The sequence below is a fragment of the Metabacillus sp. Hm71 genome (assembly GCF_051842955.2).
Classification (GTDB): Bacteria; Bacillota; Bacilli; order Bacillales; family Bacillaceae; genus Metabacillus.
On sequence record NZ_CM200278.1, the window covers coordinates 5617695 to 5639001 of the forward strand.

A 21307-nucleotide genomic window follows, 5' to 3' on the forward strand; every position below is an offset into this window, starting at 1 on the left:
CTCCTCTCTTTCCATTTACTTCATATTTAATTGGCTCCGTATTTTGTCAGCGACCTTTGGAAGCGCATCTTCTGCCTTTACTTCCCCATTCATAATTTGATCGATAACAGGCTGCAGTGTATTCATCGCTTCAGAGTATGTCGGGAAGTTTGGCGTGACCACTGTATTTTCCTCCATTGCCTGATGCACCGTGTCGACATTTGCCGGAGCATATTCTCCCTCAGAGAATTTTTCAGTCGCACTCTTAACGGAAGGATAGGCACCAACGATTTCTGACTGGATTTCTTGACCGCCGCCATGTGTTAAGTATTCAAGCAGCGTCCATGCTTCTTCAGGATGCTCCGTATTTGCCCCAATCGCAATCGGCAAGCCTAGTAATTGTGATTTATTTCCTGCTTTTCCTGCTGGAACTTCAACGATATCCCAGTTAAACTTGCCTTCCGTTGTGTAAGGTCTCCAGTTCCATGGACCGGTAAACGCCATGGCTGCTTTTCCTGCAAGGAATAAATCGCCCAGACCTTGTGATTCTGTTGCAGTCGGTGAGACATGGTGCACATTGCTTAAGTCTGCTGCCCATTGAATAGCTTCAATTGCTTCAGGTGAATCAACTAATACTTCTGAACCATCCTGAGAGAACTTCGCAGCACCGTTTTCAACTAAAGCTTCTTCCCAAGAGTAGCTTGCAGAACCAAACTGAACAATTTTGCCATTCTCTTCGATTGTTAATTTTTTGGCCGTCTCTACATAATCATCCCATGTCCATCCATCTTGAGGATAAGGAACTCCCGCTTTATCAAACATATCTTTGTTGTAGACGATGTGGTGGGAAATAATATCTCTTGGCAGGGCATAGATCGTTTCATCCCAAGTCCCCATCTCGACGCCGCCAGGAAGCCAATCTTCTTTATTGATCCCTGCCTTTTCAATAAGATCGTCTAATTTCATCAGCAGGCCTTGTTCTGCAAACCCAGGCAAATAGGCACTCTGCAGCCAAACTAAATCCGGCTGATCTCCGCCTGCCGACATGGTGACGAATTTATCCATCACTTGATCATAAGGAGCATGAATCAACTCAACGTTTATATTCGGGTTTTCCTCTTCAAACTTCGCATAAATTTCTTCCTCACCTTTTAATTCTTCCGGCCCATTCCCCCAAACCAGCACTCTTAACGTTGTTTTCTTCCCATCTGATGATTCTCCAGACCCTCCAGAGCTCTCACTGCACCCTGCCAGCAGTAGTGCGAATGCTAGTAAAACGCTTACAAATAAAGTGAAACGCTTCTTCAATTTCATCCCATACTTCCCCCTTCATGGTCTTTTATTTGGGGCTGTCCCCCGATCGGTTTACTTAAATATCAGCTAAAAAATCTTTTTATCGGCGAATTTAAAAATATATCGGCGCTTTTTTTTATTTATCAGCGTATTTCTAATTTTATCGGCGCTTTTTTTAATTTACCGGCGTATTTCTAATTTTACCGGCGTATTTCTAATTTTATCGGCGCTTTTTTTAATTTATCGGCGAAATTTAAAATATATCGGTGCTTTTTTTAATTTATCGGCGTATTTCTAAATTTATCAGCGCTTTTTTTTATTTATCGGCGTATTTCTAATTTTATCAGCGCTTTTTTTTATTTATCGGCGTATTTCTAAATTTTTCGGCGCTTTTTTTTATTTATCGGCGTATTTCTAATTTTATCAGCGCTTTTTTTTATTTATCGGCGTATTTCTAAATTTTTCGGCGCTTTTTTTATTTATCGGCGTATTTCTAATTTTATCGGCGCTTTTTTTTATTTATCGGCGTATTTCTAAATTTATCAGCGAAATTCTAAATTTATCGGCGAACGCTGATAAAATGGGGCTTCGGAGACAGTCCCAACTACCCTTTAATGCCCGATAAAGCAATTCCTTCAATAAAATGTTTTTGAGCAAAGAAGAATAAGAGAATCAGTGGCAGTATCACCAAAGTACTTGCAGCCATCATTGGACCCCAAAGCATATTCAATTGTCCATTAAACATTTGAATGCCAAGTGCCAGGGTATATTTATTTGGGTCATTCAAATAGATTAAAGGATTCATAAAGTCATTCCATGTCCACATAAAACTTAGAATGGCAACCGTAATCAGCGCCGGCTTCGATAGTGGAAGGACAATGCGCCAAAAGACACCAAATGTGTTACATCCATCTAAGATGGCAGACTCCTCTAATTCACGTGGAATCGTTTTGAAAAACTGTCTCAGCAGGAAGATAAAAAAGGCATTCCCTAAAAACGCTGGAACAATTAATGGCAAAAAGGTATTGACCCAATCCAGCTTAGAAAAAATGATGTATTGCGGAATCATCGTCACTTGCTGCGGCAGCATCATCGTACTTAACAAAATCACAAACCAAAAGTTACGCCCTTTTCCGTTGATTCTCGCAAAGGCATAGCCAACAATCGCGCTCGATAAGATCGTCCCAATGACAGTGAAAAAGGTAATAAAAATGGTATTCCAATAAAACCTGAGAAAATCAACAACTTGAAAGACTTCCTGATAATTTGCCCAATCAAAATCAGTCGGAATAATCGTAGGCGGATAGGTAATCGCTTGCGCCTCATGCTTCAACGATGTACTGATCAGCCAAACAAACGGTAAAATAAATAAAATAGAAAACAGGATTAATAGAGTATAGATTCCAAAACGTTGCAACCGCTTCGTTTTAGACATGCTTTTATACTTTATTTCCACATTGCCATTCGTTGCAGCAGCTACTCTCTCCATATAACTCCTTCCTTTCTAAAAATCTACTTTTTAATCATCAAACTCGTAATAGACTTTTTTTCCAAATAATTTAAACTGAAGCAATGTAAAGAGTAGAACAATGAGAAACAATACCCATGCCAGTGCAGATGCATAGCCCATTTTGAAATATTCAAAGGCATTATTATAAAGGTATAGAACGTAGAATAGTGATGCATAGTTCGGTCCGCCGCTGCTCATCACATAGGCCTGTGTAAACACTTGAAACGAGCCAATAATCCCCATGATGAGGTTAAAGAAGATGACATGTGAAGACATCGGTACGGTAATATGCCAAAATTTGCTCCAGCTTCCTGCCCCATCAATATCAGCCGCTTCATATAAGCTTGTTGGAATTCCCTGAAGTCCTGCCAAATAGATCACCATTCCCCCACCTACGCCCCATAAGCTCATAATAATGAGAGCTGGTTTCACCATTGTCTCACTAAGCAGCCATTTTGAGGTGGGCAGATTAAATTGATCCAACATCGCATTCGCTAAGCCAAATTCCGGCTGGAAAATAAGTATCCATAACAGAGAACTTGCTACCGCCGGAACAATGGACGGCAAATAAAAAATCGTTCGGAAAAAACCCATGAATTTTACCTTTTGATTTAATAGCACTGCAAGCAAGTACCCGGCTACAAGCCCTAGCGGAACACCTATCGCCGTGTAATAAACCGTGTTCCACAATGATTTCCAAAATAGCGGATCGTTTAGAAGCGTTTTATAGTTTTCAAGTCCAACCCAAGTTGTTCCCCCAAAGATTTTCCAATCGGTAAACGACATATAGAGCGAAAACAACATTGGACCGGCCGCTAAAACCAAAAACCCAAGCAACCATGGAGAAATAAACAAATAAAATATGGATGTCTTACTTTTGAACATCCGTCTTATGGAAGTCCCCAAAACCAATCCCCCTCCTTTTGTTCAGCGAACCATCCTTTTCATGGATCCCCTTGCGATTTTTGAGTCTCCACCACAAAGTGCAAACGGTTACAAAACTTAAAAAATAAAAATCCCCCAACAAACTGTTTTAAAAATGATTGTATCTCCTTCCCCCTCACACTTAATTTTGTTATTTTTGTTATCATAGTTGTTAGTTGTTAGTATAACATACATACTTTTTGTTTGTACATAACTTTTATTGAAAATGTCATTGGATTCTGAATATTCGAAATACCTGTAGAGGTTTGTCTAAACATGGCGGTTTACAGCTTTTAAGGAGGGAGCTAGTTGAATACAAAATCAGCGGAAGGAAAGATGGATTTGCAGGAATTGTACAAATAAGAAACACATCGGGTAAATTCCCTGTACACGATGAGGAAGGATGTAGAGATCATTGAAGCAGCAGCTTGTTACTACTATGTGTTAATTGGTCAATATCCCACTTAAGATTTCAATCATATAAGTGCCTGATGTTGAAGTCTTTTCTTATCTATTATTTGATCATACAAAATAAAGCCTCCTATGATTATTTAACCCTAAGACAAGTAAATCGCAGGAGGCTAAACTTAAATGGAAATGCTTTATAATTCTTTGACTTTAATCCTATTTGCAATCAAATTATTTTTCTCGTCCTTAACCAATAAGCTTTTTTTCAGTAGTATCTTCACAGTTTCTTTTACATCTACTTCCGATTTTCCAGTCCATCGCATTAATTCTTTAAGTGTAGGACTTTTACCATGTATTGACGTATTAAAGTAAATGCGGAAAATTTTCCTTTCAAGATCACTATACATAAACATCACGCTCCTTTAAGAAATATTATAAGAACAGACGTTCGTATTATCAAGTGCAATTTTAATAAAGACAATACCCTCACCTGGAAAGATGAGGGTTTCACTATTGCTTATATTGTTTTTTATATCATGTAGGGGCAAACATGTAATAAAAAATAGTTAGGAATGGCGGAAGATAAATGAGAAGAAAGCTAGTTCACACTTTATTTTTAATTTTAATTAGGTAATCTACAAATAGTGTGTTATGCTTTACCTAACCATTTTAATACCAGTTTCATGTTTTCCTCCCCCATTCATTATTGAATGGGGATTTTTATTGTCTAATTAGAAATGCACAAGCTCCTTGCTCAGCCTTGGGCAAATAGGACGCTCATAAGTAGAAGATGCATTTTGCCTTTAAAAGAGCCGAAATTAGGTCTCTAATACTATCCCACCAATCATCTGGGTGTTGCTCCACCCAGCTTGGTTGAGGATAATGTAAAGGATATGTTTTTGATGTTTCCTTTAATAACCATACCTTTAGGACTTGCTAATACAATCTTTACCCCAGAAGTTCAAAGGTCAATACCAAGTGAGTATGTCATTTGATTTCTCCCTTCTTTTATTTGCATCAAATATAATTTCTTTTTTGATTATGCTAAGATAAAAATATTCTGTTGAGAAGGAGTCAAAACGTATGAAAGTAAGAGACAGTCAGCTGCAAGTGTTATGGATGGCGCGTATTGACTATTTAAAAAACAGTGGTGTAAAAATGCACACCCATGATTTTTATCAACTTCAGCTAATCATTGATGGTGAAGGAATCATAGAAATAAATGGACAGAGCTACCCAGTATTAGCCAACCATTGTTATATCTTTGAGAAGAATATTCCTCATGAATTCCACTTTTCAAAAGAAACTATTACTATTGATGCTAAATTTTCATTAAGTAAAGATCTAATCCAGTTAATTGAATCTAGTAATCTAATGGGAGCCTGTAAAGTAAATAATATAGATGAATTCAAGCAGTTGTTTCAGCTTTCAAGTGCCAACCTTAAGAATCCAAATAATTTGCTTCCTTTTCAAATAGATGTAGGGTTTAAAAGCGCTTTACTAGGTATGTTACAAGATAAGATTACTGAATATAACTCATTTAAAAACCAATTAAAGATTCCTGTCCGGGAGACAGATGAAGGATTTCCAATGGTACAGTATTTAAAGCAAAACTTACAATCCAAAGTGAGTCTAGAAGAAATGGCTGCTCATTTCGGGTTCCATCCGCATTACTTGATCGAACTTTTCAAAAAAAATTTAGGCACTACACCTATGCAGTATCTGCAATCCCTGCGGTTGGAGAAAGCAAAAGAGTATTTAGAGTTTACCTCATACTCTGTGTCGGAAATTGCTGAGTTAGTCGGCTTTACTACGCCTTATTTTTCAAGACTATGTTGTGAACGCTTAGGAATGCCCCCAACTCAAATTCGGGAACAAATGCGGACCGTAGTAGGCAAAGACATTGTCTTAGAACAAGATTTTATCATTGACTCACAGCCATCCATTTACTAAGAAAAGTGCAAGCGTCTTGATCAGCCTAGGGCAAATAAGACGCTCATGAATAGAAGGCGTTCTTTGCCTTCAATTCATGAGTGGCTAGACCCTAGAGGCAGTCAAAAATGCGACGTCCTTATCTCTTGACTGCACTTGCACGTCCTGTGCTTCGGGGCTAGGCGCTGGAGCTAGACACTAAAACTAAGTTCAAATATTCTTTCTTTACTTGTAAAATAGAAACCCAGTAATCTAGATTACTGGGTTCTTTGTATATAACCATTTATTAAACAACAGTCTTAGTCTGCAGCAAATTAGTTTGGAGATCGCTAACCATCGCTCGGTACTCAGCATCGCCCAAAATTTGCTTATCGCTTGGTGAATGATTAAAAGCTTCTCCCCACTCTAAAGATCCTTCATACTTAGGAACAAGATGAAAGTGTAGATGTGATACTAGATCTCCATAGATAGCATAATTTATCTTATTCGGTTTAAATGTAGTTTGGATTATTTCTGCTGCCCTAGAAACATCATCCATAAAATAAAGAAGCTCAATTTTATTTAAATAAAATAACTCGGTTACATGCTTGTCTAATGCAATGATACAACGTCCTTTATGAGTTTGATCCTTGTTAAGATAGAGTGTAGAGACTTTCAATTTTGCAATTTCAATCATCAAGTTTTGTAAATCTTGATTCTTTGTACAATAGAAACATTCTAAATCATGCATACTATATCATCGCACCTTATTCTTTCATATCTGACTTTGCTTCACAATCAATCATAACGTGGATAGTATCCCCTTTACGGGCGTTGCGTAATTCAAAGGCTTCTTCTATTTTTTCTAGAGGGAAGATATGAGTAACAGTCTCTTTCGTGTTAATTAGTCCGTCTAAGACTAAACGTAACCCTTCCTCAAAGAATCTTCTATTATCAATGTCCCGTTTAGGCTCCGTCGATAAAATATCCAGACGTTTCTTATGAACCTTAAAGAAATCAATTGGCTTATGGCTTGTTCCTATACAACCATACATAACAATTCGTCCATTTTGGGCTGCCGCATCAATCGCATCCACCATTCCTGATCCTTCAAGTAAGCATGGGATTACTACGTCGAACCCTTCTGGAAAGTCTTTACCTACAACGTCCATAGTTTTGGTTTCTGGTGTAGGTAGCTTATAAGTATGAGTAGCACCATACTTTTTAGCGAGCTCAAGTTTCTCATCAAATAGATCTGTTACTACCAGGTTTCGGGGACTAAACAGGTTAATAACTTGTGTCATTGCAAGTCCGCTTACCCCCTGCCCCATAATTAACACATTTTTGTTAGGGGAAATTTCAGCACGTTCAGCTGTATGAAGTAGTGGAGGTAATACCTCAATCAGAGATCCTTCAATTAAAGGGAAATCCTTCGGCAATACCTTTACAGCAAACGGAGTACAGCAGATATACTCTGCAAATGCCCCCCATACATAGCGTAATGCTACATGATCTCCTTCTTTTAACCCCATAACATTTTCTCCTACTTTATCGATAACGCCAGCCACTTCATGCCCTAATCGAGTAGGATAAGTAATGAATTCAGGCTCCCGGGCTCCTCTATACACCTCTAGGTCGCTTCCGCAAATTCCTACCCACTTTACTTTAATCCTTACTTCTCCTTCCTTAGGTTCAGGAATAAGCGCTTTCTTAATAGAAATAGAACCAACATCATCCATAACCGCACACATTTGAGTGTCTAGTCCATCCTGTTCTACTAATTCCATTGGTGGGACAGTCATTTTTCTTACCATATATAAAACCCCCTAATATTATTATTTTTAATGGACGCTTGTGTATATAGCGTCATTAATAATTTCAAGTCTAAGTGATACGGTTGAAGCTATCCATATCGAAAATACAGTTATTCTTTTCCAAAACTCATGTATTTCTTTATCTATAACTTCTTGCGCAAATATCTGAATTTTGGTTAACAAGATGTGTGTTTTAGATATCGCCATCTATATCCTTACAGGATACAATAAACAAAAATATGAAAGGGGTTACAATCGTTGTGAATAGACAGGAATATGAGTTAATTAAATCTGAATCTTTAAAATACCTAGAGGAGGCCAATATTGTTCTTACAGAGGAAGAAGTAGAATCATTTGAAGTAGCAGACTTCGGATTAGGGAATATACGTGATTTGGGACTTCAGTTAGTCGTATATGCAAATACAGATCGTTATTGTGCTAAAGAACTTATCTTATTGCCTGGTCAAACATGCCCTGAGCATTTGCATCCACCTATTAACAACTTACCAGGAAAGGAAGAAACATTCCGTTGCCGGAAAGGAACTGTCTACTTATATGTACCTGGCCCCAAACCTCAGGTGATTCATGCTAAAGTTCCGAAAGAGTATGAAGAACATTTGACTGTTTGGCACGAAATTATTTTACGCCCAGGTGAGCAATATACGATACCGCCTAATACACTTCACTGGTTCCAAGCAGGGGAGGAAGGCGCCATTGTATCTGAGTTCTCTTCCACTAGTACAGATGAAAATGATATTTTTACAGATCCTAGAATTAAGAGGATTCCTGTGATTACAGATTAATAAGCTTTTATTTTCTTAAAGGCAAATACTATACGAGGAGGAAATAAAAAATGAAAAGTGCAGAAACATTAGAAACAAGGACTGTAAAAAAAGTAGCATGGAGAATCATCCCCTATATGTTCATAGCCTATCTGGTAGCTTTTGTTGACAGAGTTAGTATTACTTATGCTTCTATAGGCGGGATGGACAAAGCACTAAATTTAACTAGTACAGCGTTTGGTCTTATCGCAGGTATCTTTTTTCTAGGGTATTTTCTTTTTGAGGTCCCAGGTAATATCTTTCTAGAGCGCATTGGAGCAAGGAAATGGATTGCCCGTATTTTAATTACGTGGGGAATTGTAACCGTTATTACCGCTTGGGTGAATAGTGCAGCACATCTTTATATTCTTCGCTTCCTGCTTGGGGTGGCAGAAGCAGGTTTCTTCCCAGGAATGATCTTGTATATTACCTACTGGTTCCGTTCTAAGGAACGTGCAAGGGCTGTAGCTCTATTTATGACAGCACCACCGCTTGCGAATGCATTTGGTGCTCCAATCTCAACATGGATTGTTGAAAATATTCATTGGGCAGGAATGCCAGGATGGCGCTGGCTCTTCATCATTGCTGGATTACCAGCCGTTATTCTAGGGATTATCACACTCTTCTATTTAAATGACCGTCCTGAACAAGCAAAATGGTTAACATCAGAAGAGAAAAACTGGCTGAACAATGAGTTGCAGCGAGAACATGCCAAAAAGATAAATGTTAAAAAACTTTCATTTAAAGAAGTCTTTAAAAATCGAATCGTATGGAAATTCACAGCTATTAACCTTACCTTCGTTGTCGGATTGTATGGTATCAGTTTTTGGATGCCTCGTATTATTCAATCGCTGTCTAGTATTTTAACGAATACCCAAGTAGGGCTCATTACCATGATTCCTTATCTGCTTGGAGCCATTGCAATGGTTTTGATGGCTAGGCGCTCAGATCGGACAGGGGAACGAAAATACCATGCGGCATTCGGGCCTGTTGTTGGAAGTTTAGGATTAATCGGAGTATTAGTATCATCACATAATCCCATTCTGGCTATTATAATGATGTGTGTAGCAACAATTGGCTTGTATAGTTTTTCTGGGCCGTATTGGGCACTCACCTCTTCATTTGTGGCAGCTGAAGCTGCAGCAGTAGGAATTGGCATCATCAATTCGGTAGGTAACCTCGGTGGCTTTGTAGGACCATATGTAATAGGAATGTTGAATGATGCTACTGGCAGTATCGCCTTTGGGTTAGCGTTCTTGGCTCTTATGCTGATATTGACATCCATTCAAGTACTGTTAATAAAAAGAGAAAATACTTATTCAGATGAAAAGCAGTCTGTAACTAATGAGGTTGCTGAATCCAACTAAATAATAAAAAAATCTATCTTTATGTAGTTGAGATATTTCACTAGCCTTATTCGGATGCTTCTGGCATCCTTTTTCTTTCCTAAACCCTTTTATTGCTACAAAGAAAGCTTGGTTATTATCCAGGGGTTCAGCCGAGAGGTTTCCTTTTCTTTTTCCAACATTAATTGATGAGGTCATTACACTCGGCAATTCAGCAAATTCTTGACAAGGAATAACATCTACTTACCTGTCATGTTTGATTGCTACTAACAGTAATCTTCCTATTTTTAGGTTCGTAATCGTTTTACATACATACTGAATGTATGTTAAAATTAATCAACCTAAAACAAGGAGATGGTTGTGTTGGTTAATGGTTTTTATCCAGTTATTTTAACTGAAAAGTTAGAAGCGACTGCCAATTTTTATGAAATGAATTTTGGATTTAAGCCTGTTTTCCAATCAGATTGGTATGTGAGTTTAAAAATGAATGAAAATCCTGTCCCTTACGAATTAGCAATCATTGACAAAACCCATGAAACGATTCCTTCAAATTATCGTAAATCAGTACAGGGATTGATTCTTAATTTTGAGGTTGATAATGTCAATGACGAGTATGAAAGATTAATTCATCGTGAAAAATTGCCCATCATCCAGGATATTAAAGATGAAGATTTTGGTCAAAGACATTTCATCACAAGTGACCCGAATGGCATTTTAATCGATGTGATTCAAATCATACCACCTGATGAGACATATCGTTCTCAATTTAATGAGAAAATATGGTCTGAAAAATAATGACTGATTCCAACACAGCAAGTATAAAAACAGCTCACAATTTAGGAAGGCTTAATATTATGAGAAAAAATAAAATGAAAACCGATGCAACTGTTCAGAAATTACTTTCAATTGCAAGGAAACATTTTGCAGAAAAAGGATATGCTAACACAGCTTTAGAAGATATCGTTATAGAGACAAATTTAACCAGAGGTGCTCTCTATCATCATTTTAAACATAAAAAGGGACTTTTTTTTCACATTTTTGAACTCGTACAAAAGGAAGTTGGAGAACGGGTTGAAAAAGAGGCTTTAAAAAGTGAAGAGCCTTGGGAGCAATTACTACTTGGCTGTCAAGCCTTTTTATCAGCTGCAGTTGAAGAACAGAACTTGAAAATCCTTTTAATTGACGGTCCTGCAATCTTAGGGTGGGATGTCTTTAGATTAATGGATGAACAAAACTCAATGAGACATTTGCGCGAGCAATTACAAGATTTAAAAAATCAAGGATACTTAAAACCAATATCTGTGGATGCTCTGACCCACTGTCTGTCGGGAGCAATGAATGAAGCAGCCCTTTGGATAGCAAATAATCCAGATGATGAAAACTCCTTAGAAGACGCAATTGCTACGATCACGAAACTATTGGAAGGGCTAAAAAATTCAGCAAAAAAGTAACAAAATTAGGTCATTTTTGCTTTACACATTCATTTGGATTCAAATCAGATTTTCAGAAGACAACCATTCATAAACTGTATTGAACTAAAATTAAAGAATATCATTCTATATAAATTCTACATCCTATTTTTGGTTAATTATACCACAATGTTTTATTACGTCAGACCCTTAAAAATATGCAATATAAGATTAGCTTATTCAAGGGAGCGATTCTGGAACAAGAATAAGCGCTCAAGTGTTTTGTGATAATAAAGTTTCAAAAGGCGTGCCATGTTGTGAAAACACTATGGTACGCTATTCTTTTAAAGGTGCTATAAAATCAATGAAGAATAACCCATATAGGTTACAAATTTCAGACTAGGGAGGAAATTCAAGTGAAGCCTCATGCATTACAATTGTATGATTATCACGTTTGGGCAAATCAAAGAATTTTTGAGTACTTAAAAGAACTGCCACAGGACATTTATCGCAAGGAGATTCAAAGTGTTTTCTCTTCCATTTCAGAGGTATTAGTGCATATTTATATTGCCGATACTATATGGTTGAATGTCATGTCAGGCATCAGTTTTGATAAAGCAGAATTGAGAGTACAACTGCGAGAGAAAACAAAAGGAAAAAGTATTGAAGAGATGGAAACGATGTATTTTAACTTATCTGAGCAATTTGCGGAATTTTTCGATCGTCAAGGAAATCTCGATCAAGCAACTTTCTATGAGCATCCTCATTTTGGTCGGCTGGAAACCAATTTTTTTGAATTGGTACAGCATGTTGTCAATCATGGAACGTATCATCGTGGGAATATAACAGCTATGTTGCGACAGTTAGGGTATCCTGGGGTTATGACTGATTATGTTGTTTATTTGTATGCAATGAATACGAAAAAATAGTTTTTTTACTAACTGCTGATAATCCTTACTTATGTTAAATATACAGAAATAGAAATATTCTTTTCTTATTTCCCAAAACCAGCCTAATAGAAGCTACTCAGTTATTCCATAAGGCGCTTATCCGTAATAAGGTAAGTGTCTTTTTTGTGGAAAAAGATAGAGTTGAATTTGAGTATGGTAATTTGTATTAAGTAATTAGGTGTTTATATAGAACAGAGAGATATTGTTCAAGATGTATTTATCACGTGCTACAAGAATTATGAAAAAATAGATGAGATTATTTCATTAAAATCGTGGATTTATCGACTAGCCATTAATAAATCAAAGGATGTATTGAAGAGTTCGGCTTTTCGAAAAGTGGTGATGAATTCGAGCCTTTTTACCCTTTTCCCATCAAAGGAATTGTCACCTGAAAAGGATCTATTGAAACGCAGTGAAGAAGAATTTCTTTCTATGTGTGTATTGTCTCTGCCTGTGAAATATAGGGAAGTAGTTACACTTTATTATTATGAAGAGTTTTCAATTGAAGATATTAATGGGATGTTAGGTGTTAACCAAAATACGATCAAAACAAGATTGAGGAGGTAGGGTAAAGCTGAAAAAAATGATGGAAAGGTGGGAGCATGATGGAGAGTAAGCTTAAACAGTTACGGAAAACGATGGATTCTACGACTCACAAAGGAGTTCACTTTACGGAATTTCAAAAAAATAATATTAGGAAAGCAGTCCTTACAGATATAAAAGAGAAGTCAAACAGACCAAATAAATCAGTTATATTCGTCATTTCCACTTTTGCCATCTGTTTATTAGCCTTCTTCGTTTCGACTGAGATGTTAATCATGCAAAATAATGAAAAGATAAATGGTGGTCCAAGTGCTCTTAATATGTGGGAAGAACGACACGAATATAAGGAGAAACAGAATTTAATATTTAGCATTTTTCTTGACCCTGAGTTAAAAGCAGGAACTCCATATGGCTATATCTTTAGTTTCAAAGAGCCCTTTGACACTTTTAAAGGAAAGGAACTTTCCATTTCTGCCGTTCATAAGGAAACCGGTGAAAGAATTCAAGTATTATCTCCTAAAAAAATAATTAAACCATCAACTGGATACTCAAGTTTACAGCGATTTACGGTTACATTCCAAGTTCCTTTTGGAGGCTTATGGATGTATGAGGTATACTTAGACGGCAAAGCATACGGTGATGTTGTTGTTAGAGTGTTTGAAAAAGCAGAAGAAATCGCTGTCACTTTACCCGAAGATATCCCAGATTACGTTCAAAAAAGTCATTTTGAAAAAATCAATTGGAATCGAAAAGCAACCACGTTTGGAAACATCATCGGAAATGAAAATCAATCAGGTATCATAGGTGCAGATATGCCAAGCTTAACCGGTCAAAAATGGATGTGGCATCTATGGAGTACAGACGCTTCAGAACTAACCGTTGTCGGATTTCACAGAGATTCTAGAACAGTCCATTCCGTTTTAAAAAATGGCTGGACAATTGATCTAGGTGGAGAGAATAATGGTGCAGATGTCCATGCCCCATCAACTGTTACCATTCCTGAACGAGGCGAATGGGCATTCTTACTTTACGCGGATAGGGAATTATTTGATGTAATTGTTTTAAAGATTAATAAATGATGGGACGTAAAGACTGAGATAATGTTCCCCTATACTTGAGGGTGACAAGGAATCTGGCCCTTGTTGCACAAAAAAATGTGCTTAGGTATATTATATTGTTCTCTTTAATTAAACTAGCTAGTTTAGATTAGGTATTGTTATTCCGATTTAGGGCGCGATTGTTGCATGTTTTGGTATAGAAAAAGTGTTTTACATGAAAATTAAACAACTTTATTGTCGCCGATCACAAAAAGTTTTCCTAAACAATAAAAGGACTCTAAAATGAATTAGAGTCCCTTTGTTCATTCATTATGCTTTGTGTACGTTCGTTGCTTGTGGTCCACGTTGACCTTGTTCAACATCAAAAGTCACTTTTTGACCTTCGTCTAAAGATTTAAATCCTTCGCCTTGGATAGCTGAGAAATGAACGGATACATCGCTGCCGCCTTCAACTTCGATAAATCCGAACCCTTTTTCTGCATTAAACCATTTTACTGTACCTTGTTGCATGTTTTTTGCCTCCTGCGTGGAATATACCCACTGTTTAATACTATCCTTGCTCAATTAGATATCAAAGGCGAAAAGTTTAAATACTCACCATTTTAATACTAGTTTCATGTTTTCCTCCCCCGCTCATTATTGAGTGGGGATTTTTATTGTCTAAGAACAAAAAAGGCTTCTTCGCTCACTTGTTGGAAAGTGAACGGAAAATCCCATGTTAGTACATTCTTTTCCTATGCTTAGAAAAAGGAGTTACTCTATTGGAGCAGCACCAACTTTTTAACATAGTATGGAAATTAATCTTTTTTAAATATTTCTAAGTAATTAACATTTTCTTTTTAAGTAGCTTACTACATAATAAAAAACATTATCACATTAATTGTTAACAAAGTTATAACCAATCCAAGAATAATTTTTTTACAAGTGAAAGTTATAGTACCTTTTTTCACTCCTTTAAAAATTAATAAGAAAGTGATTAGTGCAACTAACAGGATGGTAATATCCATTTTATCTCACCTCTATTGACGTTGAGTTCAATATGCAGCCGCAAATGTCATATGTACAATTATACCACAGAAAAGCACAAGCTCCTTGCTCAGCTAAGCGGGAAATTGAGACATGATTTTTATAGTAAATATTTGAAAAGAGCCATATTCTTGAATAAGAAAAGGAATTATTCGTAATTAAAATCGATCTATAAGTTGTTCAATTAACGGGAGTTTTGTAAAGAAGCTAGTTCATGAGAAGAGACTTTAATGGACATCAATCCAAAAATTGGTTATTCTAACAGCAGATCTATTATCAAACAGAGGAAATATAAATCCAGTGATTGTCTGAAAAAGCTGTTTACAAAAAAACAGAAAAGAAAGGTTGATTCCACATGGTAGGAACGGAGAGTAAAAAACAAGAAATTTTAAAAGCTTACCAGTTCAGACATGCTTGCAAGGCATTTGATAAAAACAAAAAGATTTCGGATGAAGATTTTCACTTTATTTTGGAGACAGGAAGATTATCTCCAAGTTCAGTAGGCTTGGAGCCCTGGAAATTTGTCGTGATCCAGGATGCAGGGCTTCGCGAAAAATTAAAATCTGTATCCGGCGGTGCTCAGGGACAACTGCCCACTGCCAGTCATTTTGTAGTTATATTGGCCAGAAGAAAAGAAGGTTTAAGGCACGATTCGGCACACGTGATTAAAATGATGAAAGACATTCATCATATGCCTGAAGAGGTTGTGCAAGTTCTTACCGGTTTCTACAAATCGTTCGTCGAAACAGAACTCGAAGATAATGACCGTCTCATTTTTGAATGGGCAAGCAAACAAACATACATAGCATTGGGAAACATGATGACAGCTGCGGCTCAAATCGGTATTGATTCCTGTCCGATCGAAGGTTTTGATAAAAAGCAGGTGACCACTATTTTGCAAAATGAGGGTATCATTAACGGCAACGATTTCGGTGTAGCCTGTATGGTCGCTTTCGGATATCGGCAAGAGGATCCCAAACGTCCAAAAACAAGACAAAATCTCGATGAGATTGTTGAGTGGCGATAAACTTAAAATGATATTTCTCAACATCAGAGGACATGTTCACAAAGGCGTGTCTCCTTTCTCCTTATGACAATCTTCCGATCGGGAGCTATTCCTTAGTAAAGAGTAGTTCCCATTTTGCATATAAGGTCCAGATTGTGGAGGATGTAGTTCAGCATTAATAGCGGTAAACCATATTATAAGTAAATGAGGTTTTTTAAGAGGAATTGAATAAATTTCTCTTTTTTATTTCCATAGACCATAAGAGCAAGAATGAGGACGAAAAGAAGATAGCTTCCTTGTTAAAATGGGTCCAACAACCATTAGGAGGCAATAAAATGAACAAAATTCAGAAATTCAATGAGCTGCATTCGTCAAAGGAAGTATTATTTTTAGGAAATGCGTGGGATATCCTATCCGCCTTAACACTTGAGAAAGTGGGATTTAAAGCGATTGGAACGACGAGCTGGGGGATTGCTAATTCTCTTGGATATGCTGATGGTGAATTAATTGATTTTGAAAAACATCTTGGAATCATCAAAAAAATTACAGAAAATGTTAAAATACCTGTAACCGCAGATATTGAGGCAGGCTATGGTGATAGCAAGGAACAAATTGTTAACAATGTTTTAAAAACAGCAGATGTTGGAGTTGCTGGAATAAATATTGAGGATTCATTAAAAAAACAAAGAGGGTTAAGAGCTATATTGGAGCACTGTAACCTTTTATCAAAAATTAGATCGGCTCTAGATAAAAATGGTTATAAAAATTTTTATATTAACGCTAGAACGGACACTTATTTACAGAGCAAAAAATCATTATTGGAGGCTATTGATCGAGCCAAGTCCTATGTGGAGAGTGGAGCTAGTGGAATATTTGTTCCTGGATTGATCGATCATGATGAGATAAGAAAAATTACTATGAATGTAAATGCACCACTTAATGTATTATCTTTACCTGGACTAACGAATTGTAATAAGCTTAGGGAATTAGGTGTTAAACGTTTTAGTTTTGGAAATGCACTATCTGACCATTATATTGCTTTTTTGGAAAAGAATGCGGAGCGATTAGTAGAGTTTAAGGATACTTCACATTTATATGAAAATTAAACTAGAAAGGACGGAGAGTATATTGGGTGCTAATATCAATCTTTCTTTTGAAGAAATGTGGGAGAAAATCATTGCTTGTGATAGTAAATATGATGGGTTATTTTTTACGGCAGTGAAAACAACCAAAATTTACTGCCGTCCTTCCTGTAGATCAAGAAAGCCGAAGAAAATAAATGTAGAATTCTTCTATGATATCAAAGACGTTGAAAAAGCTGGTTTTCGTGCTTGCAAAAGATGTCAACCAGAATCTGATCATTCTCCACATATTGAACTTGTCAGAAATGTCGTTGCGTTCTTAGTAAATCATTATAAACAAAAGCTTGAATTACAGGATATTGCAAATCATGTTGGTGTAAGTTCTTATTATCTTGAAAGGTTATTTAAACAAGAAACTTCAGAAACTCCTCGTACCTATTTGGAAAAAATACGAGTTGATAAAGCGGCTTATCTTCTTACAAGTACAGATCGAACGAACCTTGAGATTTGCTATGAGGTCGGATTTCAAAGTCCTTCAAATTTTTATAAGGTGTTTCGACGTTTAAAAAATTCCTCACCAAGTGAATATCGAACACTCTTAAATAAGGAATGACAGAAATGAAATGGATCAATAAAGGTTTATCTATTGAGATTTATCCGCCTCCCGAATTTAATTTTAAGGAGTGTTTAGTTTTCTTAGGTAGATCTGAGCAGGAAGTAATGCATCTAATAAAGGATGGTTATTTATATAAACTGGTAAAAGTGAACGGAGAAGTGGTTTTATTAAAAATAGGAAGCACCTCACATTCAATTCAAGTTGAATTCCCAATGAGTACCCCATCTATAAGCACTCTTGAAAAAGTAGTATCCTATATATGGGAATGGTTTGATTTGGATCAAGCGTTGGGGGATTTTTATGAAGTAGCTAGTAAAGATATGATTTTGAAACAAATTGCCCCTAAATATTATGGTTTACGGATAATATGTATTCCAGATCTATTTGAAGCACTGACCTGGGCGATTATTGGACAACAAATCAATTTAACATTTGCATATACATTAAAGAAACGTTTCGTGGAACAATTCGGAGAAAGTTATACTATCGAGGGATACACTTTCTGGTTATTCCCTGAATTCACAAAAATTGCATCCATAGAAGTGAGTGATTTAAGGAAACTTCAATTTACTGGTAGGAAGGCTGAATATATTATTGGTGTCGCGAAAGCCATGACAAGTGGTGAATTGTCAAAAGAAATGTTGCTCCAAAAACAAGATTATCAACAAATTCAAAAATCTTTAATGAGTATTAGAGGTATAGGAGCATGGACGGCAGATTATGTGATGATGAAATGTTTACACTATCCATCTGCTTTTCCAATAGCGGATGTTGGCCTTCATCATGCATTAATGCTTCAGTTAGGGATTGAGCGAAAACCAACAATAGAGGAAATAAGAGAAATGTCAACGAATTGGGAAGGTTGGCAAGCATATGCTACCTTTTATCTATGGAGGTCCTTATATGAGTAAACTACATAAATTAGATTACGAATCTCCGATTGGAGTTATAGAAATATTGGGAACAGATGAAGGTATTTGTTCAATCATGTTCTCTGAACGGGACAAAACAGAAAATGTCATGCAGGACGAAGTTCCCAAGGTTTTAATGGATTGTTTTGATCAACTTGATGAATATTTTAAAGGTATACGTCAAGAATTTACGTTTTCCTATATCTTTGAGGGTACGAATTTTCAAAAAACAGTGTGGACTGCTTTAACAAAAATAACCTACGCTAAAACAGGATCCTATAAGGATATTGCTGTTTTGATTGGGAATGAAAAAGCCATTAGAGCAGTCGGAAGTGCAAATGGTAAAAACAAGTTAAGTATTGTGATTCCGTGTCATCGAATTATCGGTTCAAATGGAAAATTAACCGGCTATGCAGGTGGTTTATGGAGGAAGGAATGGCTGCTTAAGCATGAAAGATCTTTTAAAAGGTCATGACTCAAGAAAAGTTTACCATCATTTCTCGATTTTCTAGCAAAAACCATAAGTTTTTTTACCAGGGAATACAAAATTTATTAACCTCATTTAGATGTGTCATGGAGAGCCTTATTATAAGTAAATAAGGTTTTTACTTAATTAAAGGAGAAAGTAATAGTTAAACTACTTTCTCCTGAGTGGGAGCAAATGGGGGGATTATAAATAGGAATGACTTTTGAAAAGATTTCTCCGTAAAAATTTTTGAGTTAATTTTTTAGAAAATTATGATGGCTCCCAGCCATATAAACTTTTATATAACAATAGTGATCTTATCACACCTGATTGAGAATAACTTGGCATCCCAATCCCTCTTGGACAGCCTTTGCTGTACAATAATTCGGGTAAAAGACCACAAAAAGCACTGTTATTGTAATTATGGTTAAAATATTTCCATGCTTGGTTTATATCATTGTTAACTAAGAATGCTTCACCTAACCAAAAGGTTGGCCCAGCCCACGGTTTTAAATCGCCTTCTTCTGTCGTTAAACTCTCATGTCTCCAAATACCTCCAATGAAGGGATCTTCAAGTCTTTGCTGAATGGCTTTAAGTGTCGGTTTCAGCCACTCTTTTGGAAATATAGGAAATTCAGAGAAAAATAGAGTAACAGATGCATCTAATCGTCTTGATTCCAAAGATCGAGTTACAATTCCGTTATGAACGTTATGCTTAGAAATTGCCTGAATTAATTCAGAGGCACCTAGTTTAAATTGATATGCTTTCTCATTTTCAAAGATAGCTTCAGCCATTTCGGCTGCTCTTATTAATCCAAATGCTGAAATAGCTGATGTCCAAGTCATATGTTCGAATTTTTCTCCTAAATGCGGCCCGAATGTTTCCCAAATGCCCGCATCTGGGAAGATAAGTCCGCTTGAATCACGATTTTTCAAAATCCATTCGGTAGATTGACTTATAATTGGCCACAGATCAAGTATGATTGAATGATCTTTTACCAACGACCATACTTGCCATATTCCATATAAAATGAGTCCAGTCGTATCGTTTTCATAAGCATGCTCGTTCGGTAAACGTGTTACTACATTATAAGCAAAGTAATAATTGCCATCGGGGCGTTCTACTAAATAACTCAACGTTGCGTATAATGCCCTTACGGCGTCTTCATGATGCCCCGCTAGCGCTAAAGTAGATGCAATCCACAAGCTATCACGAATCCATACATTGCCTTGATAGGGTTTAAATCCAATGATAATAGGTGTTCCATCTTTTTGTAGGCTCATTTTTGTTAACGTGTTACTAACTCTCCAAAAATATTCTAGTTTAGGAGGGAGTGCTTTGATATTTACTGTTTTACTGTGCCATGTTTGCCATTCTTTTAATGTTTGTTGTTCACTTTGATTAATGTGAACTAATGTATTCTCTAATTCTTTAAGGGCTTCCTCTTTAGAAGCACCTGCTGCAAATACCTGAAAGACAGGCTTGCTGTATTCTGGACCTGGGACCTTTTGAGCGGGAATGGTAAAGACCAAGGGAACAGGGAGCAAGCTGTGTTCAAAGATCGTTACCTGACCTCCAGTTACTGCTTTAGAAATATCGCCTGTTATTCCTTCTACAGAGGGGGAAACAGTGGTTGCCAGCCATTGGTTTTCAGAAATTCGTGAAATAAAGGTGTTATCAATTCTTTGAACAATGTTTTTTAAATGCACGACAGGAAAGATCGATACTTCTGAAGGATTGCTGCGGAGAGTTTTAATTTCGATAGAGCGTATAAAAGAGTTTCTATTAGGAGGAGCCCATGTTTTTGTCCTAACTACTGTATTACCTTTATGAGAGACTACTTCATATATTCCATAGCCATGACTGTACCTTGTGCTATTTATTGAAATAATTTCCCCGATTTGTCCCAGCTTTTCTTTAACGATTCCATATGGATCATACCAAATTCTCTCATTTTGGTCTTTTGCTAGTATATAAGAACCTGAATTATCTAAAAGTGAACTTGACATGTCAAAGTTTTCGAAAAAAAGTTGACTTATTTTATCAACTGGACGACATACAACATCATATTGCTGAAGCCAAGCTAATACATTACCATTTGAAATAGGAGCATGATTATTTTGATTTTTACCAATAAAATAATGCATCAGTTCACTCCTTCATTGAGAAAATTCAGGTCATCAATATAATATTAAATCTTTGGGATTTTTATGTTGTAAATAGAGGAAAGAAT

The 21307-nt window shown here is 36.5% G+C and carries 20 protein-coding genes; 13 read left to right on the top strand and 7 right to left on the bottom strand.

The features are described from left to right. Positions 1–15 precede the first annotated feature (15 nt). From ACSVDH_RS27540 to ACSVDH_RS27550, 3 genes are all read right to left on the bottom strand, one after another. Complete coding sequence (locus tag ACSVDH_RS27540; RefSeq protein WP_299093904.1) at positions 16–1293, bottom strand: ABC transporter substrate-binding protein; 1278 nt, start codon at positions 1291–1293, stop codon at positions 16–18. Between the two features lie 583 nt (positions 1294–1876). Then, entirely contained in the window at positions 1877–2761 is an 885-nt protein-coding gene (locus ACSVDH_RS27545) for a carbohydrate ABC transporter permease (RefSeq protein ID WP_439250713.1), read from the bottom strand. Positions 2762–2791: 30 nt separating this feature from the next. After that, positions 2792–3688, bottom strand: coding sequence for a carbohydrate ABC transporter permease (locus ACSVDH_RS27550; protein ID WP_439250714.1), 897 nt, complete (start codon positions 3686–3688; stop codon positions 2792–2794). A 1509-nt stretch (positions 3689–5197) separates the two neighbouring features. Here ACSVDH_RS27550 and ACSVDH_RS27555 point away from each other — a divergent pair. Next, positions 5198–6067: a helix-turn-helix domain-containing protein gene (locus ACSVDH_RS27555; RefSeq protein ID WP_439250716.1), complete on the top strand. Its 870-nt coding sequence runs from the start codon at positions 5198–5200 to the stop codon at positions 6065–6067. 265 nt (positions 6068–6332) lie between these two features. Here ACSVDH_RS27555 and ACSVDH_RS27560 read toward each other — a convergent pair whose 3' ends face one another. Both ACSVDH_RS27560 and ACSVDH_RS27565 read right to left on the bottom strand, forming a co-directional pair. After that, complete coding sequence (locus tag ACSVDH_RS27560) at positions 6333–6776, bottom strand: HIT family protein (protein WP_439250717.1); 444 nt, start codon at positions 6774–6776, stop codon at positions 6333–6335. Positions 6777–6792: 16 nt separating this feature from the next. After that, positions 6793–7839: a zinc-dependent alcohol dehydrogenase gene (locus tag ACSVDH_RS27565; protein WP_439250719.1), complete on the bottom strand. Its 1047-nt coding sequence runs from the start codon at positions 7837–7839 to the stop codon at positions 6793–6795. A gap of 239 nt (positions 7840–8078) precedes the next feature. On the opposite strand from ACSVDH_RS27565, the gene ACSVDH_RS27570 reads away from it, so the two are divergent. The 7 genes from ACSVDH_RS27570 (at position 8079) to ACSVDH_RS27600 (ending at position 13987) form a co-directional block, all read left to right on the top strand. Further along, entirely contained in the window at positions 8079–8642 is a 564-nt protein-coding gene (locus tag ACSVDH_RS27570; protein WP_439250720.1) for a D-lyxose/D-mannose family sugar isomerase, read from the top strand. 50 nt (positions 8643–8692) lie between these two features. After that, positions 8693–10027, top strand: a complete 1335-nt coding sequence (locus ACSVDH_RS27575; protein WP_439250721.1) for an MFS transporter — start codon at positions 8693–8695, stop codon at positions 10025–10027. 339 nt (positions 10028–10366) lie between these two features. Continuing rightward, positions 10367–10801, top strand: coding sequence for a VOC family protein (locus ACSVDH_RS27580; protein WP_439250722.1), 435 nt, complete (start codon positions 10367–10369; stop codon positions 10799–10801). Positions 10802–10860: 59 nt separating this feature from the next. After that, positions 10861–11457 carry a TetR/AcrR family transcriptional regulator gene (locus ACSVDH_RS27585; protein WP_439250723.1) on the top strand — a complete coding sequence of 199 codons (597 nt, stop codon included), beginning with the start codon at positions 10861–10863 and terminating at the stop codon, positions 11455–11457. Between the two features lie 374 nt (positions 11458–11831). Next, positions 11832–12344 carry a DinB family protein gene (locus tag ACSVDH_RS27590; protein ID WP_439250724.1) on the top strand — a complete coding sequence of 171 codons (513 nt, stop codon included), beginning with the start codon at positions 11832–11834 and terminating at the stop codon, positions 12342–12344. A gap of 267 nt (positions 12345–12611) precedes the next feature. Further along, positions 12612–12932 (top strand): sigma-70 family RNA polymerase sigma factor, encoded by a 321-nt coding sequence (locus ACSVDH_RS27595; protein ID WP_439250927.1) that lies wholly within the window; start codon positions 12612–12614, stop codon positions 12930–12932. Between the two features lie 38 nt (positions 12933–12970). After that, on the top strand, positions 12971–13987 hold the full coding sequence (locus ACSVDH_RS27600) for a DUF4871 domain-containing protein (RefSeq protein WP_439250725.1): 1017 nt from the start codon (positions 12971–12973) through the stop codon (positions 13985–13987). A gap of 288 nt (positions 13988–14275) precedes the next feature. Here ACSVDH_RS27600 and ACSVDH_RS27605 read toward each other — a convergent pair whose 3' ends face one another. Next, a complete protein-coding gene (locus ACSVDH_RS27605) occupies positions 14276–14476 on the bottom strand; it encodes a cold-shock protein (RefSeq protein WP_439250726.1) in 201 nt (66 codons plus the stop codon). A gap of 871 nt (positions 14477–15347) precedes the next feature. Here ACSVDH_RS27605 and ACSVDH_RS27610 point away from each other — a divergent pair. The 5 genes from ACSVDH_RS27610 to ACSVDH_RS27630 all read left to right on the top strand — a co-directional run bounded on the left by ACSVDH_RS27610 (position 15348) and on the right by ACSVDH_RS27630 (position 19082). Beyond that, positions 15348–16019, top strand: coding sequence for an NAD(P)H-dependent oxidoreductase (locus ACSVDH_RS27610; RefSeq protein ID WP_439250727.1), 672 nt, complete (start codon positions 15348–15350; stop codon positions 16017–16019). Positions 16020–16333: 314 nt separating this feature from the next. Further along, the gene (locus tag ACSVDH_RS27615; protein ID WP_439250729.1) at positions 16334–17104 is read left to right on the top strand and encodes an isocitrate lyase/PEP mutase family protein; all 771 of its coding nucleotides are present in this window, start codon (positions 16334–16336) and stop codon (positions 17102–17104) included. Continuing rightward, positions 17094–17693: a bifunctional transcriptional activator/DNA repair enzyme AdaA gene (locus ACSVDH_RS27620; protein ID WP_439250730.1), complete on the top strand. Its 600-nt coding sequence runs from the start codon at positions 17094–17096 to the stop codon at positions 17691–17693. The genes ACSVDH_RS27615 and ACSVDH_RS27620 overlap by 11 nt, the downstream gene beginning before the upstream one ends. A gap of 5 nt (positions 17694–17698) precedes the next feature. Beyond that, positions 17699–18607, top strand: a complete 909-nt coding sequence (locus ACSVDH_RS27625) for a DNA-3-methyladenine glycosylase family protein (RefSeq protein WP_439250731.1) — start codon at positions 17699–17701, stop codon at positions 18605–18607. Continuing rightward, positions 18600–19082, top strand: coding sequence for a methylated-DNA--[protein]-cysteine S-methyltransferase (locus tag ACSVDH_RS27630; protein WP_439250732.1), 483 nt, complete (start codon positions 18600–18602; stop codon positions 19080–19082). Before ACSVDH_RS27625 ends, ACSVDH_RS27630 begins: the two co-directional genes overlap by 8 nt. Before the next feature lie 261 nt (positions 19083–19343). Here ACSVDH_RS27630 and ACSVDH_RS27635 read toward each other — a convergent pair whose 3' ends face one another. Further along, positions 19344–21221 (bottom strand): glycoside hydrolase family 15 protein, encoded by a 1878-nt coding sequence (locus ACSVDH_RS27635; RefSeq protein WP_439250733.1) that lies wholly within the window; start codon positions 21219–21221, stop codon positions 19344–19346. Positions 21222–21307 lie beyond the last annotated feature (86 nt).

What these genes read in the sequence shown, in the direction of transcription:
- ACSVDH_RS27540 (WP_299093904.1), bottom strand. Translation starts at nt 1,293, where the DNA reads ATGAAATTGAAGAAGCGTTTCACTTTATTTGTAAGCGTTTTACTAGCA.
- ACSVDH_RS27545 (WP_439250713.1), bottom strand. Translation starts at nt 2,761, where the DNA reads ATGGAGAGAGTAGCTGCTGCAACGAATGGCAATGTGGAAATAAAGTAT.
- ACSVDH_RS27555 (WP_439250716.1), top strand. Translation starts at nt 5,198, where the DNA reads ATGAAAGTAAGAGACAGTCAGCTGCAAGTGTTATGGATGGCGCGTATT.
- ACSVDH_RS27560 (WP_439250717.1), bottom strand. Translation starts at nt 6,776, where the DNA reads ATGCATGATTTAGAATGTTTCTATTGTACAAAGAATCAAGATTTACAA.
- ACSVDH_RS27565 (WP_439250719.1), bottom strand. Translation starts at nt 7,839, where the DNA reads ATGGTAAGAAAAATGACTGTCCCACCAATGGAATTAGTAGAACAGGAT.
- ACSVDH_RS27570 (WP_439250720.1), top strand. Translation starts at nt 8,079, where the DNA reads ATGAAAGGGGTTACAATCGTTGTGAATAGACAGGAATATGAGTTAATT.
- ACSVDH_RS27575 (WP_439250721.1), top strand. Translation starts at nt 8,693, where the DNA reads ATGAAAAGTGCAGAAACATTAGAAACAAGGACTGTAAAAAAAGTAGCA.
- ACSVDH_RS27585 (WP_439250723.1), top strand. Translation starts at nt 10,861, where the DNA reads ATGAGAAAAAATAAAATGAAAACCGATGCAACTGTTCAGAAATTACTT.
- ACSVDH_RS27600 (WP_439250725.1), top strand. Translation starts at nt 12,971, where the DNA reads ATGGAGAGTAAGCTTAAACAGTTACGGAAAACGATGGATTCTACGACT.
- ACSVDH_RS27605 (WP_439250726.1), bottom strand. Translation starts at nt 14,476, where the DNA reads ATGCAACAAGGTACAGTAAAATGGTTTAATGCAGAAAAAGGGTTCGGA.
- ACSVDH_RS27610 (WP_439250727.1), top strand. Translation starts at nt 15,348, where the DNA reads ATGGTAGGAACGGAGAGTAAAAAACAAGAAATTTTAAAAGCTTACCAG.
- ACSVDH_RS27615 (WP_439250729.1), top strand. Translation starts at nt 16,334, where the DNA reads ATGAACAAAATTCAGAAATTCAATGAGCTGCATTCGTCAAAGGAAGTA.
- ACSVDH_RS27620 (WP_439250730.1), top strand. Translation starts at nt 17,094, where the DNA reads ATGAAAATTAAACTAGAAAGGACGGAGAGTATATTGGGTGCTAATATC.
- ACSVDH_RS27625 (WP_439250731.1), top strand. Translation starts at nt 17,699, where the DNA reads ATGAAATGGATCAATAAAGGTTTATCTATTGAGATTTATCCGCCTCCC.
- ACSVDH_RS27630 (WP_439250732.1), top strand. Translation starts at nt 18,600, where the DNA reads ATGAGTAAACTACATAAATTAGATTACGAATCTCCGATTGGAGTTATA.
- ACSVDH_RS27635 (WP_439250733.1), bottom strand. Translation starts at nt 21,221, where the DNA reads ATGCATTATTTTATTGGTAAAAATCAAAATAATCATGCTCCTATTTCA.